A 16,634-nucleotide genomic window follows, 5' to 3' on the forward strand; every position below is an offset into this window, starting at 1 on the left:
TGGGGCGCGAAGATGTGCATAAGAGACAGCTCTGGGGGCGGGGGCGGGCATCACGTCCCGGACGGAGATCGCCACCGGCATCAGCCGTGCCTACGGGCGCCCGCTGGCGGACGTGCTGGAGATCCCGCTCACCGGCCGGCCGGAAGAGGCGGCCGAGCGGCTGGACGCCTACCGCGAGGCCGGGGCGGGGCACGCCGTCATCGGCATCTCCGGCGGCGACTGGCGGGCGCAGGTCGATCTACTGGCGGAGGTGCGGGAGCTGCTGCGCCGCGAGCCCGCGCCCGTGTGATCTGCCGCGCCGCGAGCCCGCGTGAGCTGCTGCACCGCGAGCCCGCGCCCCGCGTGATCTGCCGCGCCACCCCATCACCGTCCCCGCTTCAACGGCCGAGCCGGCGGGTCAGCGGTCGGCCTCCGCCTTGATCAACAGGTGCTTGAGCAGGCCGTCGAGGGTCGCCTGGTCCTCGGGGCCGAGCGCGCTCAGCATGCTCGTCTCCACCTCGCCCCGGATTGTCATGGCCTCCATCCAGAGGTCGTGACCCTTCGGCGTCAGCTCGACGTCCACCCGCCGCCGGTCCTCCGTGCTGCGCACCCGGCGGACGAGCTCCGACCGTTCGAGCGTGTCGAGCCGGCCGGTCATCCCAGCGGGGGACAGCAGCAGGTCGGCGGCCAGCTCCGACGGGGTGGCCGCCCCGCCGCGCGCCACCAGCCGGTGCAGGGTCTCGAACTCGAAGTCCTGCATTCCCACCTCCGCCAGCGCCGCCTCCTTGGTGTGGCTGAGGTGCTTCACGAGGAACTGCATGCGCGACACGATCCCCTCCACCCGCTCGTCGAAGGGCGCCTTACCGCGCCAGCGGGCCAGGTGACGATCTACCGAGTCCTCCATCCCAGGAATCCTACGCTAGCAAGTATTTTGTTGACGAAACATTAGCTGACGAAATATTGTCCATAGCCATGACGAACCGGCTGCTGATCGGACGATGCCTGTCCGCGCTCGCCACCGCCCTCATCCCCACGACCCTGACCCTGGCGGTCCTGCGGGCCACGGACGACGGCGCGGCGCTCGGCCTCGTGCTGGCGAGCGAGATGGTGCCGCTCCTGCTGCTGCTCCCGGCCGGGGGAGTGGTGGCGGACCGGCTCAGACCTGAGCGGCTGGCGCTGCTCGCCGACCTGACCCGCTGCCTGTCGCAAGCCGCCATCGCCGCCGAACTGCTGCTCGGCGTGTATCGCCTGCTCGACCTGGCGCTGCTGTCCGCGCTGGCGGGGGCGGCCATCGCGTTCGGCAGCCCGGCCGTGCCGAGGCTGGTGGTGGCGGTGGTGCCGGGCGAGGGCCGGCTGCGGATGAACGCGCGCATCGGCGTGGTGACGAGCCTGTCCGCGGTCGTCGCCCCGGCGATCGCGGGGACGATCACGCTGGTGGCCGGCCCCGGCTGGGCGGCGGCGCTCACGGCGGCGCTCTTCGCCTGCTCGGCGCTGACCCTCGGCGGGATCCGCACGCGCGGGGCCGCGGCGAACGGGCCGAGGGCTCCCTTCCTGCGGGACCTGGGCGACGGGTGGCGCGAGATCAGGACGCGGCCCTGGTTCCTGACCAGCGTGCTCGGCCACGGCGTCTGGCATTTCATGGCCGGGCTGTTCCTCACGCTCGGCCCGCTGACGGCCGTACGGGAGCTGGGCGGCGAGGCGAGCTGGATGGTGATCGTGCAGAGCGGCACGGTGGGCCTGGTCCTGGGCGTGTTCGCGGCACCCCGGCTGCCCGTCCGGCGGCCCCTGGTCGCGGTCCAGGCCGGTGCGGCGTGCTACCTGCTGCCCATGGTCGCCCTGGCGGTGACAGCGCCCGTCGGGGCGGTGGCGGGCGCGTACGGCGTGGCGATGTTCGGGCTGGGGGTGCTCAGCCCGCTGTGGGAGACGCTCGTGGCCGAGGAGCTCCCGGAGACGGCGCTGGGGCGGGTGCGGTCGTTCGACCAGCTCATCTCGTTCGCGTCGCGGCCGTTCGGGCTGGCGGTGGCGGTGCCGCTGGCCGGGGTGACCGGCTCGGCGGCGCTGCTCCTGGCGGGCGGCGTGCTGGTCGTCGTCGCCAACCTCGCCGCCGTCGCCGTCCCCGCGGGCCGCCGGGCCGGCACCGGCCGCACGCCGGCGCAGGCCGCCGCGTCAGGGGAGGAGGCCGTCACGCCAGCGCAGCCTCCCGTACGGCGCCGTCGCTGATCTCCAGCACCCGATCGGCGAGCGTGATCAGGCTCGGGTCGTGGGTGGCGACCAGCGCCGTGACCCCCTCACTCCGTACGAGCGCCCGCAACAGCTCCATGATCTGCCGCCCGGTCTGCGAATCGAGCTGCCCGGTCGGCTCGTCGGCGATCAGCAGCCGCGGCCGGTTGGCCAGGGACCTGGCGATCGCCACCCGCTGCCGCTGCCCACCGGACAGCTCGTAAGGCCGCTGGTTGACGTGCTGCTCCAGCCCCACCAGCGCGAGCAGCATCCGGATGCGCTCCTCCCGCTCCGCCACCGGCATGCGGACCAGCCGCATCGGCACCCCCACGTTCTCCGCCGCGGACAGCACCGGGATGAGGCCGAACGACTGGAACACGAACCCCAGCACGTCCCTGCGCAGCTGCAGCAGCGACTCCTCGGACATGGCGGTGACCTCGTGCCCGCCCACGACCACCCGCCCGGCGTCCGGCCGGTCCAGGCCGCCGATCTGGTTCAGCAGGGTCGTCTTGCCCGACCCCGACCGCCCTCGGACGGCGACCAGCTCGCCGGGGAACAGCTCGAACGACACCTCGCGCAGCGCCACGACCTCTTTGGGGCCGCTTCGATAGACCTTGCGCAGGCCCTCGACGACGACCAGGGGCTCATTGCTCACCTGCGGGCTCCTCTCGGGCGGGCCACACGCCGATGTGGTCGGATTCGAGTTCGAGACGCACCCGGCGCTCCATCTCCAGGGCGTTCATGAAGTCGCGGGGGAGCTGCAGCCGCCCGACCCGGTCGAGCACGGCGTACTCCTCGGCGATGATCTGCCCCTCCGCGTCCTCGCGCCGCAGCGTCTCGCTGCTGGTACGCCCGTCGCGGATGCCCACCGTCCGGTCCACCTGCTCCGACACCAGCGGGTCGTGGGTCACGATCACCACGGTCACCCCCAGCTCCCTGTTGGCCTTGCGCAGCGCGTCGAACACCAGCTCCGACGTCTCGCTGTCCAGCTCGCCCGTCGGCTCGTCGGCCAGGATGAGCTGCGGGGAGTTCGCCAGGGCGACCGCGATGGCCACCCGCTGCTGCTCGCCGCCCGACATCTCGCCGGTCTTCTTGCCCGCGCAGTAGCCGACGCCCAGCAGTTCGAGCAGCTCGCCGGCCCGCTCCCTGGCTCCTCTGACGGTGCCGGCCAGCTTGATCGGCAGCTCGGCGTTCTCCCTGGCGGTCAGGTACGGCAGCAGGTTGCGCGCCGTCTGCTGCCAGATGAAGCCCACCACCGAGCGCCGGTACCGCAGCCGGTCCTTGGCGCTCATCGACAGCAGGTCCATGCCCGCCACCCTGGCCACCCCCGCCGTGGGGACGTCCAGCCCGGACAGCACGTTGAGCAGCGTGGACTTGCCCGAGCCCGACGCGCCGACGATGGCGACCAGCTCGCCCTTGTCGATCACCAGGTCCAGCCCCTGCAACGCGACGACCTCGACGCCTTCGGTCTTGTAGATGCGCACCAGGTTGTCGCACACGATGTGGGCGTCGCCGCCGAACGCGGCCTTCTTCCGCGTGGCGTTGGCTTCCAGCTCGGACAGGGTCGGATTCATGACAGATCCCCCACTCGGAGAACGGCGCCGAGGTTGCGCCGGCGGCCGATGACGATGTGCGCGTACGCGCCGAGCACGGCGACGGCGGCGAGCCCGGCCGCCAGCGCGGCCGGCGTGACGAGGTCGGGCGAGTAGTCGCCCACGGGCACGTCGCCCGCGTACGACGACAGGTCGACGCCGGGACCGAGCGCGGCCGGGAGCCCGAGGCCCAGGCCGAGCCCGACCAGCGCGGTGACCAGGATCATGGGCAGGATCTCCAGCACGGTCAGGCGCTGCGCCTGCCGGTCCGACAGCCCCAGCGTGCGCAGGAACGACACCGCCCTGGCCCGGTCCGCCGCCCCGATCACCAGCGACAGGACGACGGCGACCAGCGCGTACGCGGCCAGCGCCACCGTCACCACGACCAGCGTCCAGCGCACGGTGGTCGTGAGCGGATCGTCCTGGATGGCGCGCAGGGCCGCCTGCTGGGACTCCACGGTGGCCGACGGCACGAGCCGCCGCAGCTCGTCCGGCGACGCGTCGCCCTTGATCAGCAACGTGTTCACCGCGGGCCGGACCTGTACGCTCAACGGCACGACGACGAACTTGCCCGTGGTGTAGAACCCGGGCACGGAGTCGATCACGCCCCGCGGGGTGAGCTTCAGCCGCGACTGCCAGCCGATCTCCAGCGTCCCGCGACCCCGCAGGTCCGGCGAGACCAGCGCGGACGTGCCGCCGGACAGGGCGGGCAGGCTGATGGGGGCGTCCTGCAAGAGCCGCTGCCACTGGGCCACGTCCACCGCGATGGCCTCGGCCCGCTCGGCGCCGTACCCGACCTGGACCCTGGCCGTCTGGGCGAGCACCACCTGCTCCACGCCGGCGGCCCTGCGCACCTGCTCGATGGCCGGCTCCGGGATCTCGATCTTCGAGGTCAGCTTGATCGGCGCGCCCACGCTCTGCCAGGACGCCAGCTGCTGCGTGCTCGCGATCCCGCCGGAGATCACCGCCGCGAACACCGACACGCCCAGCGCGGGCAGCAGGATCAGCACCGGCAGCGCGGTGGCGGAGCGCGCCCTGGCCGCCCTGGTCAGCCCCAGGAACGGCACGGCCGCCCGCCCGCGGGCGGCCAGCCGGACCAGCAGCCGCAGCGGGTACGGGTAGCACCGCAAGGTGACCAGCGCGGCCGCGAACGTCAGCGCGATCGGCACCAGCAGCAGGAACGGATCCTGCCCGGCGCGGTCCGCCCCGGGACCGGCCCCCGCCAGCCCGCGGGCCCGCAGCAGGTACGCCCCGGCCAGCGCGAGCACGACGACCAGCACCTCCAGCGTGATCCGCCGGGCGGAGGGCCGGGTCGCGGCCACGTCGTCGCGGCGCTCGTGCAGCGGCGCGCGGTGCGTGAGAGCGATCCGCGCGGCGGCGAACCCGACGGCCGTCACGACCACGAGCACAGGCCCCGCATGCACGATCGGCAGCGCGGGACCGGGCACGAAGTAGGACAACGCGTACCCGGCCGCCGCGGCGGGCGTCACCGCGAGCCCGGTCAGCGCCGCCGCGGTCCCCGCCACCTGGCGCAGCGACCCGCCGCGGGCCCTGGCCAGCGTGAGCGTGTGGTCCATCCGGTCGGCCAGCAGCTGCACGGCCAGCACGATCACGCCCAGCGCCACCACCAGCAGCCCGCCGAGCACCAGGTACATCACGGTCTGCGCGGTGGCCAGCGCGGCGCGGAAGTCGTCGAGCAGCTTGGGCAGCCCGGTCGTCAGACCGTAGGGGCTTCTGGTGCTGGACGACTGGAGCTCGATCACCCGCCCGAACTCCGTGATCGCCGTGCTGAGGTCGGGCACGGCCAGCGCGCTCGCGGGCCGGGCGTCGAGCGGCATGACCCAGGAATAGATCAGGTTGCGCGACTCGCCGCTGAGCACGGCCAGACCCGCGTCCGAGGTCAGCGTGGTGATGTGCTGCTCGAAGTCCAGCTTGCCGGGCGGCAGCAGCTGGGTGACGTGCAGGATGTCCTGGTTGTGGCTCCAGTAGCGATCACCGGCGTTCTTGGGCCTGAAGACGCCGACGATCTTCACGGCGGCGTAGTCGCTCTCGCCGATCGTCTTCGTCTGGCCCAGCCGGAGGTTCATCTTGGTCAGAGCCTCTTCGGTGATCCCGACCTCGAACACCGGGATCGTCGCGCCCTCGTAGCGCGTCGTGGACGGCTTGCCGGGCGCCTGTCCCTGCACCCAGTCCACCCGGCGGTCGGCGTCGGACAGCCAGCCCACGTTGATGTAGGTCAGGCCGCCGGTCCCGGTGACCGGGGTGAGCGCGGTCTTGGCGCTCATGTGGCTGGCGCCCGTACCGGCCGGGACCACCAGCGGGCGCAGGGCCGCGGGCAGGAGCTGGTGCCAGCGCCGGTCGCGGGTGTCGAACTGGGTGCGTTCGTACAGGTCGTCCTCGCGCGAGCTGGACGGCAGGGTCACCGTCAGGTCGGTCTGCACACCCGGGGCGGCGGCCAGCGAACGGCGCAGCGCCTCGTCGAACGACGCCTGCATCGCCCTGGGCAGGCCCGCGACCAGCAGGCAGGCGCTCAGCGTCAGCACGAAGAGCACGGCCACCGTGCCCAGGTGCACCCGGGCCAGCAGCGGGATCCTCACTGTTCCTCCCGAAGGCCGGGCCCTTGCCGGCGCAGGTTGCGGGCCAGCCCCGCGACGATCGCGAACAGCACCGCCGCCACTCCCGCCAGCATCGCCAGCGTGGCCGGCCACGGGATGTCGAGCACCACGTCGGGCGTGACGGCCGAGGCCTGCCCGGTCAGCACGATGTGCGGCACCACCAGCACGCCCACGACCAGCGCGAGCGCGGTGCCGGCCGCCAGCGAGAGCCCGATGACGAACGCCTGCTCGATCGCCAGCAGCCCGAACATCTGCCGGGAGCTCACCCCGAGCGCCCGCAGGATCGCGAACTCGGCCGTCCGCTCCCGCGCCGCGACCGCCGCGTTCACCAGGAACCCGAGCGCCGCGAACACCAGCGCCGCACCGAAGCCCAGCATCAGCGCCCCTTGCAGGCCGCTGGCCAGCGGGTCGCCCTGCAGCTTGGCGGCGACCTCGCGCTGGTCGAGCGGGGTGACGTCCCACTCGGGCCGCGCCTGGAGCGCCGCGACGGCCGCGGCGGTGTCGCCGGAGGCGAGCCACCACTCCGTCGCGGGCCTGGGCAGCTGTTTCGCCGCCAGCTCGTGCGCCTGCATCGTCCCCCAGTCGGCGAGTACGGCCGGCTGCCCGGCGGCGCTCGTCGGCATCCGGTCGACGACGGCCACGACCTTGATGTCCAGGATCCGGCGGTCGATGCTGGCCCGCCCGGTCTGCCCGACACCCACCTTGAGCGAGGCGGCCAGGTCGGAGGTGAGCACGACGGGCAGCGGCCCGAGCGCGGGCAGGGGCGCGAAGGGCGTCACGGCAGGCCGCGAGTCCGTCACCTGCACGGTGATCGGGGGCGCCGCCAGCTCGCGGCCGTCGGCGCTCAGGCCGGTCACGGTCACGTTCACGCGGCCCGGAGGGGGCGTGCTCACGATGAGGCTGCGCAGCGACAGCGGGTACGTGATCTTCCCGCTGCGCCCGGCCAGCCCCTTGAGGTCCACCTCGACCCGGTTCTCGCCCGGCTTCAGCACGCCGAGCGACAGGTCGTGCCACACGCCGAGGGCGTCGGAGAGCACCAGCCGCAGCGGCAGCTCCCCGTCCGAGCGCGCGCGCAGGGTCAGCGTGGCGGGCTGTCCTGGCAGGTCCAGCTTGCCCGCCTGCGGCCCGGCCAGAGCGCGCGACATCTCGCCGATCGACTGCGCCGACAGGTCGGGGCGGAGCTGGAACAGCGCGCCGAGCCTGCTCGCGTCGACGCCGAGCAGCAGCGCGCTCTCGCCGCTCACCTCGGTCTGGCCGCGGAATCCCGGCGCGGCCGCCGTGATGCCGGGCAGCGCGGTGAACGCCGTGCCGCGCCCGAACGCGCCCAGCTCCGGCCCGTCCGGCGGCCCGGACAGCCGCAGGTCGGTCCCGGTCTGGTGGCGGGCCTGGTCGAGCTGCGAGGTCCGCCAGGTGGCCGCGGTGGCGATGGACACGATGCCGATCGCGATGGCCATCGTCAGCAGCAGGGCGGGACCCGCGTACTTGAGCGGTCGCCTGCTCACCTGCCACGCGCCGAGCGCGGGAGCGAGCGTGGGCCGCCTGGAGGCGATCCGCTCGGCCAGCTTCGAGACGCGCGGCACCAGCCGCAGCCCCAGCATGCCGCCGGTGAGCAGGGCCAGGGCGGGGCCGGAGATGATCAGCGGGTCGATGCCCAGCTCGCCGGCCGCCGTGGCGGTGACCGGCGCGCCGTAGCGCTGCAGCTGCCAGATGGCCAGCCCGGCCACGACCAGCAGCGCCAGGTCGGCGCCGGCCCGCTCGATCAGCCCGCGCCCGCCGCCGCGCCCGCGCGCCGACTGCTCCTCCACGTACGTGCGCCGCGTGCCCGCCAGCGCCGGCAGCATCAGCAGGACGGCCGCGGCCAGCGCCACGCCGAACGACACGATGAACGAGCCCACGTCGGCCGTGGCGCCCAGCCGCACCCCGGCGACCTTGATCCACGGCAGCTGGTTGACCAGCGCGAGCATCGGCGGGCCGAGGAAGGGCGCGACGACCGCGCAGGGGATCGCCACCAGCAGCGCCTCGCCGCCGGCCAGCGCCGCCAGCCGCATCGTGCCCGCGCCGCGCGAGCGCAGCAGCGCCACCTCCATGCGCCGGTGGTCGGCGAGCAGCCGCGCCGTGAGCATCAGCGCGTACGCGGCCAGCAGCAGCAGCTGCAGGACGGGGATCAGCATGGTGGAGCGGGCCACCAGGGACGCGGTGCCGAGCTGGGTGAGCATCTCGGGCAGCCGGCTGGTGGTCACGCAGGTGGCGCAGCCGCTGTCCCGCAGCCGGTCGCCGACCTGGCCGATCGCGCCCGCCAGGGGGCGCAGCTGCTCCGGCGTGAGGGTGCGCAGGTCGGGTACGGCGGTCCAGGTGGTGCTGACATTGGTCGCGAAGCGGGCGAGGAACGTCTCGCGCGCCACCATCAGCGGCCCGTACGTCGTGAACTCCCCGCGCTCCGCGCCCCTGGTGAGGAGCTGCTCGCCGGCCCAGCGCTCGCCGAAGGGGTCGTTGAGCTGGAAGACACCGGCGATGCGGACCTTGACCGGGCGCGGGTCGAGCCGGCCCCGGGTGGTGAACTCCTGGCCCGCCTTCAGGCCGCTCGCCGAGGCCGCCGACAGCGAGATCGCGGCCTCGACCACTCCGTCATCGGCGCGCGGCCAGGCGCCGGAGATCAGCTTGGCGTGGCGGCCGAGGTCGTCGTAGCTGCCGAACCTGAGCAGCTCGGGCCGCTCCTGGGCCTCCTGCCCGGGCATGACGTAGGAGTCGGAGCGGAAGCTGGTGGTGACGGCGGGCGTTCTGCCGTAGGCCCGCCCGAGCTCGGCGCGTACCGACTGGTCGAGCTTGGGGAAGGTCTGCGTGGTGACGGGCGCGCTGATGGTGGCCGCGGTCTGGCGGTACGAGGCCGTCTCCATCGTCCTGCGGACGCCCGCGTCGGCGATGGAGGAGGCGTACATGGTCAGCGCCACCAGCGTGGTGGTGGCCAGCAGGATCGATCCGAACGCGGCCAGGAGGAGCAACGGCTCGCTGAACGCCCTTTTGACGACCAACGGCCCCCGCATGTGTCCCCCTTCGCCCGTTTAGTGCACCTTCGGGCAGTGGTGGGAGCGGGGGCAAGGTGATCTTGGCAACGGTGACGCACCCGATACGGGGCGGCGATGACCGTGTGATATCGAAATCGTGACAAATGCGGCTCTTGGCCGAGGTATCCGGACAACACAAGAACGCCGCACCCCGAGCGGAGTGCGGCGTCTGCGCAGCAGGTCTTACTTGGCGGCCAGCGCCGCGGCCTGCTTGGCGATCGCGGACTTGCGGTTGGCGGCCTGGTTCTTGTGGATGACGCCCTTGCTGACGGCCTTGTCGAGCTGGCGGGCGGCAACCTGCTGGAGCGCCGCGGCCTGCGCGACGTCACCCTGCTCGGCGGCCTCGCGGAACTTGCGGACGGCGGTCTTCAACGAGGACTTGACCGCCTTGTTGCGCAGGCGAGCCTTCTCGTTCTGCTTGTTGCGCTTGATCTGGGACTTGATGTTCGCCACGAAGAAGCCTCGGTGAAAGTCTGAAGTGATGGATGGGGCGCGCGGGCTCGAGAGAGGGCGCGCCACACGCAGTTTCACAGGTTACCAATAACCTAGGCCGCTGCTCAAATCAACGCCAGCGTGTCATGTATTCGCGCCAGTCCTCTTCCGTGGCGGCGAAGTCGACATAGAGGGCCAGGCCGAACCGCTCGCGACGGCCGTGGGCCGACAGCGCCAGCCTAGCGCCGTCGGCGGCCATCGCGACGCTTTCGGCGGCGTCCAGCCAGGGCAGGCCGTGGTCGTGGTAGGCGGGGGCGCCGATGTAGAGGGCCTTGGCGTCGGGGACCAGGTCCAGCGCCAGGCCGGCCTGACGGGCGACGTGACCGCCGTAGAGGGACTGCAGGGGCGTACCCGAGTCGTAGGTCATGATCGCGACCTGGTCCACCCGGCTCACGACCTGGCTGAAGTAGCCCTCGGACCAGTATTTGTCGTGGCCGAGCGCGGCCCTGGCGATCAGGCGCATGCCGGTGTACGGCTCGATCTGGGGGGTGGAGGTGGACAGCAGCGTGGTGTACTGCCTGGTCCTGTCCAGCAGGTCGAGGAACTCGGCGTCGCCGTCGCCGATCGGCTCGAAGTTGTAGTGGATGCCGTCGTAGCCCTGCTTCATGATGGCGGCGACGCCGGCCAGGACGTTCTCGCGGGACTTGGGGTCGTCCAGGTCGAGTTCGCCCTTGACGGCCTGGCCGAGCCAGGCGGAGATGCGGAGGTTGGGGAGATGTTTCCGCATCCATTGCACGAAATTTCCGGCGTTGGGGTATTTAGCGGGATCTAGGCGGCCGTCCAGCTCGAACGGGCCGGAATGGACGTACACGTCCTTGACGCCGGTGGCGCGCAGCCGGACGGCGAGTTGCTCGACGTCGCGCTCCGTACGGCGGCCGTCCACCCACGCGTGGCCCAGCCAGAGCGCGTCGTTGCCCGTGCTCTTCGCCCAGGCTGCCGGGGCACCGGTAAACTGGATACGGAGCGCGGCGGCCAGCAGGCCGACCAGCGCCAATACGACGACCAAGGCTAGCGCGAGCAGGCGCAGGCCGCGGCGGATGACGGTTCGGGCAATCACCCGGGCATGTCACCATGAAAGACTGCTCGCCCTCAACCCTGTCGAAACGGACTTCGGTGCGCACTCAGCCTGGCCAGACCGACCCCGCGTTGATCCGCAACTTCTGCATCATCGCGCACATCGACCATGGCAAGTCGACCCTTGCCGACCGGATGCTGCAGATCACCGGCGTGGTCGACGACCGCTCCATGCGCGCCCAATACCTCGACAGGATGGACATCGAGCGCGAACGGGGCATCACGATCAAGTCGCAGGCCGTGCGCCTGCCCTGGGACGGCCACGTCCTCAACATGATCGACACTCCCGGTCACGTCGACTTCACCTATGAGGTGTCGAGGTCGCTGCAGGCGTGCGAGGGCGCGATCCTCCTGGTCGACGCGGCCCAGGGCATCGAGGCGCAGACGCTGGCCAACCTCTACCTGGCCATGAACGCCGACCTGCACATCATCCCCGTCCTCAACAAGATCGACCTGCCGGCCGCGCAGCCGGAGAAGTTCGCCGACGAGCTGGCGGGCCTGATCGGCTGCGACCCCTCCGACGTGCTCAAGGTGTCGGGCAAGACCGGCGTAGGCGTGCGCGAGCTGCTCGACCACGTGGTCCAGACGGTCCCCGCGCCGGTCGGGAACGCCGATGAGGCCGCCAGGGCGCTGATCTTCGACTCGGTCTACGACACCTACCGTGGCGTGGTCACCTACGTCAGGGTCATCGACGGGCACCTGAGCAAGCGCGAGCGCATCCTCATGATGTCCACCGACGCCACCCACGAGACGCTGGAGATCGGCGTCATCTCGCCCGAGCCCAAGGTCTCCGAGCTCGGCCTGGGCGTCGGCGAGGTGGGCTACCTGATCACCGGCGTGAAGGACGTGCGCCAGTCGCGCGTGGGTGACACGGTCACCTCGGCCGTCAAGGGCGCCACCGAGATGCTGGCCGGCTACGAGCACCCGAAGCCGATGGTGTTCTCCGGCCTCTATCCGATCGACGGCGACGAATACCCCGAGCTGCGCGAGGCGCTCGACAAGCTGCAGCTCAACGACGCCGCCCTGGTCTACGAGCCGGAGACGTCGGCGGCGCTCGGGTTCGGCTTCCGGGTCGGCTTCCTCGGGCTGCTCCACATGGAGATCGTGCGCGAGCGGCTGGAGCGCGAGTTCGGGCTGTCGCTGATCTCGACGGCGCCCAACGTCGTCTACCGCGTGGTCATGGAGGACGGCAGCGAGGTCACCGTGACCAACCCGTCGGAGTTCCCGTCGGGCGGGAAGATCTCGCAGGTGTTCGAGCCGGTCACGAAGTCCACGATCCTGGCGCCGTCCGAGTTCATCGGCGCGATCATGGAGATCTGCCAGGGGCGGCGCGGCCAGTTGCTCGGCATGGACTACCTGTCGGAGGACCGGGTCGAGATCCGCTACACGCTGCCGCTGGGCGAGATCATCTTCGACTTCTTCGACCAGCTCAAGTCGCGCACCCGTGGCTACGCCTCGCTCGACTACGAGCCGGCCGGCGAGCAGGAGGCGGACCTGGTGAAGGTCGACATCCTGCTGCAGGGCGAGGCGGTCGACGCGTTCAGCGCCATCGTGCACAAGGACAAGGCCTACACCTACGGCGTCGAGATGGCGAAGAAGCTGCGCGAGCTGATCCCGCGCCAGCAGTTCGAGGTGCCGATCCAGGCGGCCATCGGGGCCAGGGTCATCGCCCGCGAGAACATCCGGGCCATCCGCAAGGACGTGCTGGCCAAGTGCTACGGCGGTGACATCTCCCGTAAGCGCAAACTGCTGGAGAAGCAGAAGGAAGGCAAGAAGCGGATGAAGATGGTCGGTCGGGTCGAAGTGCCGCAGGAGGCCTTCGTCGCCGCGCTGTCCACCGACTCCGGGGGCGACAAGAAGAAGTAGCAGGTCGGCGCCACTTCTTCCGGCAGGTCGGGCGACTACGCTGAATGTATGGAAGTGGTGCACACGGAGCGAATGGTGCTTTCTCGTGTGACAGGTGACGATCTAGTGGCTGTTCACGAAATTCACTCCGATCCACGGACAAGCATCTACAACCCGGCTGGGCCCACGATCGACCTGGAGTCGAGCCAGGCCATGCTGGACCTCTGGCTGGCCGACTGGGCGGAGCGCGGGCTCGGCTACTGGGCGGCCCGCCTGGCCGGGCAGCCTCAGGTGCTCGGCTTCGGCGGCCTGCGCCGCGCGGTCGTCAGTGGCGACGAGGTGCTCAACCTCTATTACCGCTTCCGCCCGTCCGCCTGGGGCCACGGGTACGCGCTGGAGCTCGTCCGCGCGGCGCTGCGGGTGGGGCAGGATCTCGGGACCGTGGTGGCCGTGATCCGCGACGTCAACGAGCCCTCACGCCGGGTCGCTGAGCGGGCCGGCATGCACAAGGACCGCACGATCCCGTACGGCGGCCTGCCCAGCGACGTCTACGTCGTCTGACCGGGCGCCACGGCGGTGGTGCCGGGTCGCGCCCGCATCACGTACCCCACCAGCACCAGCACGCCGGTCACCGCCTGCGCCGCCAGGTACCCGCCGAGCCCCGCCGGCGGGTAGAGCAGCGCCGTAATGACAGGCAGGCACCCCAGCGCGGCCAGGTCCACGCCGGTGAGCGCCCAGATCAGCGGGCCGGTCGGGATCGCGCCGCCCGGGGTGTCGATGACCGGCATGGAGTGATCGACCGGACGCCGTCCGGCCATCCGGAGAGCGCCTGCCGCCAGCGCGGGCGCGGCCGGCACGCCGAGCAGCCACCACGACCCGGCGAGCCCGCCGGTGATCATGAGGCCGCTCAGCGCGAGCGTCGCCCAGGCGCCGCTCAGGAGCAGGGGCAGCACCGCTCGCGCCGCCAGCGCCTTGCGGTGCCCGACCCCCAGCAGCCTGGCCAGGCTCGGGTTGTCGGAGTCCCTTCGCGCCCCCGCCGTGCTCGTCGCCGCCACGGCCAGCGCGCCCGCCAGCACGGCCGCCCCGAGCGCCGCCGGAGCGCCGCCCGCCTGGGCCAGCACCGCGGGCAGCGCGGCGGTCGCCAACATGGTCGCCAGCCGTCCCGGCCTGCGGGCCAGCCGCCGCCAGTCGTGCCAGGCCAGCGCGAGGGGCGCGGGCAGGGCCGGCCACCGCCGCGAGCGCAGCTTCCTGGCCCGCCAGTGGTTGTCCTCGGCGATCCAGGCCAGCGCGCCGGGGTCGAGGGCGACGGCCGCGTTCGCCACATGTCCCGCGCGGGTGGAGGCGGCGAGGAGCGTACGGGAGGGGATGCGGTCGAGGGACGACCACGCCTGCCGGACGAGCAGACCGGAGAGCACGGCGGCCCCGGACACGGCGCCGGCCAGGGCCGGCAGGGGCGCGCTCGCGGCGACCGCCAGCACCGAACGGGCCTGCCCGCTCACCGCCACCACCGCCAGCACCAGCAGCCCGACCATCGTGGCGGTCACCCAGACCTGCCACGACTGGGAGGCCTGCCCGAGCACCGCCAGCGCCATCCCGCCCGCCGTCACCGAGACGCCGAGCGCCAGCGCGCCGAGCAGCCGCCAGACGAACAGGTCCGGCGCGCCCAGGACGGCCACCAGCCCCAGGCCGAGCACCAGGCCCGCCACCACGGCGACCACGGCCAGCGCCCGCCCGGCCCGGCCGAGCACCCGCCGCCGATGCAGGGGCGACAGCAGCAGCCACGACGCGTCGGGGGCCGGCAGCAGCACCGGCCCCGCCGCCCTGGCGCTGGCCAGGAACCCGATCAGGCCCAGCGCGAGGAGCGCCGCCCCGGCACCCATCCGGGCGGGATCGACCGGCCCGGCCAGACCGGACACCACGCCGGAGACCGGCCGGCCCAGGATCACGATGACCATCGCCAGGCCGAAGCCGGTGGCGTACTGGTCGAGCAGGCTCGCCCGGGTGCGGCCACGGGAGCGTAGATACGCCCGCACCGCCTTTATGTCGCCCATCGCCCCGGTCATGCGGCCACCGTCCCGGTGGGCGAGATCTGGCGGGCGCGGGCGGCCAGGCCCTGGTCGTGGGTGGCCATGACGACGGTGCCGCCTTCGTCCGCGTACTCGTCGAGCAGGTCGGCCAGGGACGCGCGGAAACCGGCGTCCAGACCGCGCTCAGGCTCGTCGAGCAGCAGGAGCGTGCTGGGGCGCAGCAGCGTCGCGGCCAGCGAGAGGCGCTGGCGCTGGCCGGTGGACAGGTTGAGCGGCGGCGCGTCCGCCCGCTCCACCAGATCGAACGTTTCCAGCGCCGTGTCCACCGTCATCCGAGCCTCGGCGTACACGGCGCCCATGAGCTCCAGGTGTTCGTGGGCGGTGAGCCCCGGATACCAGGCCGGCTCGTCGCTCAGCAGCGCCACCCGGCGCCAGAAGGCGGCGTCGTCGGCGGGCGGCTCGCCGAACACGCGGACCGTGCCCGAGGTGGGCGGCTGGAGGGCGGCCAGGCAGCGCAGGAGGGTGGACTTGCCGGACCCGTTGGGGCCGACCACCGCCACGATCTCGCCGGGGGCCACGGTCAACGCCATTCCCCGGAGTACGGGGTTGCCCCCGAGCTCGACGGTCAGGCCGTCCACGCTGATGATCGAGTCGTACACCGTTCGAGCGTAACCACCCCGGCACCCGCTCGCGCACCGCCCTTGGTCCGGACGGCACCCGGACGACACCCCGACGACGCTCGGACGGCTCTCCGACGGCACTCCGATGGCCGGGATCCCCGTGTGCGCCGGGGATTCTGTCGGTGGCACCGTCTACCTTTCTGTTCCGAACACCTGTGCGACTGGAGGGTGACGTGATTGCTTCTGAGCGATTCGAGCGTGCCGCCGTGTTGGGGGTCGCTGTGGCTGAGGAGGCTCGGCGGTTGCTGAGTCTCCATGTGGGCGCGGGGGAGGAGGACGACGACGGCACGGTGCTCGTCGACGTGCCCTATCCCGACGCGGTGGTGGTGACGGCGTTGCTGGATGTGGCGGCCGAGTGTTTCGGCGAGCGGGGCGGTTCGGTGGAGGAGACCAGGCAGGCGGCGCTGGAGACGCTGTTACAACTGGCCGGGTTCGACGCCGAGTCGCAGCTCAACGCCGAGGTGCCGCAGCTCAATGCGGAGGTGCGAGGCCGTGACGATAGGCGTAGGTGACCGCCTGGGCGCGGTCCCGTAGGTGCGCTTTGGCGAAGATGTTGTTGATGTGGGTTTTGACGGTCGCTTCCGTGATGTAGAGGCGGGCGGCGATCTCGGCGTTCGCGAGGCCGTCGGCGATGAGCTCCAGCACCTCGCCCTCGCGCGGGGTCAGATCGTCGGGGAGCGCGGCGCGGCGTGCCCCGCGTCCCCGCGCCGCGTCGTCGCCCTGCCCTGCCGTCTGAGCCCGACGCGCCGGGCGGGGCGCATCGGCGGACGGCCCTGACATGGGCTCTGCCCTGCGGGATGCGCCGACGGGCGATCGCGGCGTGGCCTCCGGCGCCCTGCCCGGGGTGCTGGCGGGCGGCCGTGGGCTGGGCTCGTCAGCCCTACGGGAGGCGTCGGTGGGCGGCTGTGGGGTGGGGTCCTGCGCGCTGGGCCGGGCGTCGGTGGGCTCGTCGGCTCTGCGGAGGGTGTTGGCGGGTGGCCTTGGCGTGGGGTCACGAGCCGGGCGTGCTCGTGATGTGGTTTTGTCCGGTGGTGGCGCGGGGGTGCCG

At 72.4% G+C, this 16,634-nt stretch carries 15 protein-coding genes; 5 read left to right on the forward strand and 10 right to left on the reverse strand.

All coding sequences use genetic code 11. From position 1 onward, the window contains the following. Nucleotides 1-112: 112 nt before the first annotated feature. Nucleotides 113-289: a hypothetical protein gene (locus ETD85_RS48765; RefSeq protein WP_206059353.1), complete on the forward strand. Its 177-nt coding sequence runs from the start codon at nt 113-115 to the stop codon at nt 287-289. A 108-nt stretch (nt 290-397) separates the two neighbouring features. Here ETD85_RS48765 and ETD85_RS48770 read toward each other — a convergent pair whose 3' ends face one another. Beyond that, nucleotides 398-883: a MarR family winged helix-turn-helix transcriptional regulator gene (locus ETD85_RS48770; protein ID WP_138696682.1), complete on the reverse strand. Its 486-nt coding sequence runs from the start codon at nt 881-883 to the stop codon at nt 398-400. A gap of 68 nt (nt 884-951) precedes the next feature. On the opposite strand from ETD85_RS48770, the gene ETD85_RS48775 reads away from it, so the two are divergent. Continuing rightward, the gene (locus tag ETD85_RS48775) at nt 952-2,199 is read left to right on the forward strand and encodes an MFS transporter (protein ID WP_138696683.1); all 1,248 of its coding nucleotides are present in this window, start codon (nt 952-954) and stop codon (nt 2,197-2,199) included. On the opposite strand, the gene ETD85_RS48780 is transcribed toward ETD85_RS48775, so the two are convergent. From ETD85_RS48780 to ETD85_RS48805, 6 genes are all read right to left on the reverse strand, one after another. Next, on the reverse strand, nt 2,162-2,854 hold the full coding sequence (locus ETD85_RS48780; protein ID WP_138696684.1) for an ABC transporter ATP-binding protein: 693 nt from the start codon (nt 2,852-2,854) through the stop codon (nt 2,162-2,164). The genes ETD85_RS48775 and ETD85_RS48780 overlap by 38 nt on opposite strands. After that, a complete protein-coding gene (locus ETD85_RS48785) occupies nt 2,844-3,773 on the reverse strand; it encodes an ABC transporter ATP-binding protein (RefSeq protein WP_138696685.1) in 930 nt (309 codons plus the stop codon). Before ETD85_RS48785 ends, ETD85_RS48780 begins: the two co-directional genes overlap by 11 nt. Continuing rightward, complete coding sequence (locus ETD85_RS48790; protein ID WP_138696686.1) at nt 3,770-6,388, reverse strand: FtsX-like permease family protein; 2,619 nt, start codon at nt 6,386-6,388, stop codon at nt 3,770-3,772. The genes ETD85_RS48785 and ETD85_RS48790 overlap by 4 nt, the downstream gene beginning before the upstream one ends. Further along, nucleotides 6,385-9,447, reverse strand: coding sequence for an FtsX-like permease family protein (locus ETD85_RS48795; RefSeq protein ID WP_138696687.1), 3,063 nt, complete (start codon nt 9,445-9,447; stop codon nt 6,385-6,387). Before ETD85_RS48795 ends, ETD85_RS48790 begins: the two co-directional genes overlap by 4 nt. A gap of 204 nt (nt 9,448-9,651) precedes the next feature. Next, nucleotides 9,652-9,921, reverse strand: coding sequence for a 30S ribosomal protein S20 (rpsT, locus tag ETD85_RS48800; protein ID WP_138696688.1), 270 nt, complete (start codon nt 9,919-9,921; stop codon nt 9,652-9,654). 109 nt (nt 9,922-10,030) lie between these two features. Beyond that, nucleotides 10,031-11,017 (reverse strand): glycoside hydrolase family 18 protein, encoded by a 987-nt coding sequence (locus ETD85_RS48805; RefSeq protein ID WP_138696689.1) that lies wholly within the window; start codon nt 11,015-11,017, stop codon nt 10,031-10,033. A gap of 56 nt (nt 11,018-11,073) precedes the next feature. On the opposite strand from ETD85_RS48805, the gene lepA reads away from it, so the two are divergent. Together lepA and ETD85_RS48815 are read left to right on the forward strand one after the other, a co-directional pair. Beyond that, nucleotides 11,074-12,900, forward strand: coding sequence for a translation elongation factor 4 (lepA, locus tag ETD85_RS48810; RefSeq protein ID WP_138696690.1), 1,827 nt, complete (start codon nt 11,074-11,076; stop codon nt 12,898-12,900). 72 nt (nt 12,901-12,972) lie between these two features. Then, nucleotides 12,973-13,440, forward strand: a complete 468-nt coding sequence (locus ETD85_RS48815; RefSeq protein ID WP_138696693.1) for a GNAT family N-acetyltransferase — start codon at nt 12,973-12,975, stop codon at nt 13,438-13,440. Here ETD85_RS48815 and ETD85_RS48820 read toward each other — a convergent pair. Then, entirely contained in the window at nt 13,428-14,942 is a 1,515-nt protein-coding gene (locus ETD85_RS48820) for a DUF6297 family protein (RefSeq protein ID WP_240779934.1), read from the reverse strand. The two genes, ETD85_RS48815 and ETD85_RS48820, sit on opposite strands and share 13 nt — an antisense overlap. Beyond that, on the reverse strand, nt 14,939-15,565 hold the full coding sequence (gene ccmA, locus ETD85_RS48825; protein WP_138696691.1) for a heme ABC exporter ATP-binding protein CcmA: 627 nt from the start codon (nt 15,563-15,565) through the stop codon (nt 14,939-14,941). Before ccmA ends, ETD85_RS48820 begins: the two co-directional genes overlap by 4 nt. Before the next feature lie 263 nt (nt 15,566-15,828). Here ccmA and ETD85_RS48830 point away from each other — a divergent pair, with 263 nt between their 5' ends. Then, nucleotides 15,829-16,098, forward strand: coding sequence for a hypothetical protein (locus ETD85_RS48830; protein ID WP_138696692.1), 270 nt, complete (start codon nt 15,829-15,831; stop codon nt 16,096-16,098). On the opposite strand, the gene ETD85_RS48835 is transcribed toward ETD85_RS48830, so the two are convergent. Beyond that, nucleotides 16,058-16,366 carry a response regulator transcription factor gene (locus ETD85_RS48835; protein WP_420847324.1) on the reverse strand — a complete coding sequence of 103 codons (309 nt, stop codon included), beginning with the start codon at nt 16,364-16,366 and terminating at the stop codon, nt 16,058-16,060. The genes ETD85_RS48830 and ETD85_RS48835 overlap by 41 nt on opposite strands. Nucleotides 16,367-16,634 lie beyond the last annotated feature (268 nt).

It is taken from the genome of Nonomuraea zeae, assembly GCF_005889725.1.
In the GTDB taxonomy this organism is placed as follows: domain Bacteria; phylum Actinomycetota; class Actinomycetes; order Streptosporangiales; family Streptosporangiaceae; genus Nonomuraea; species Nonomuraea zeae.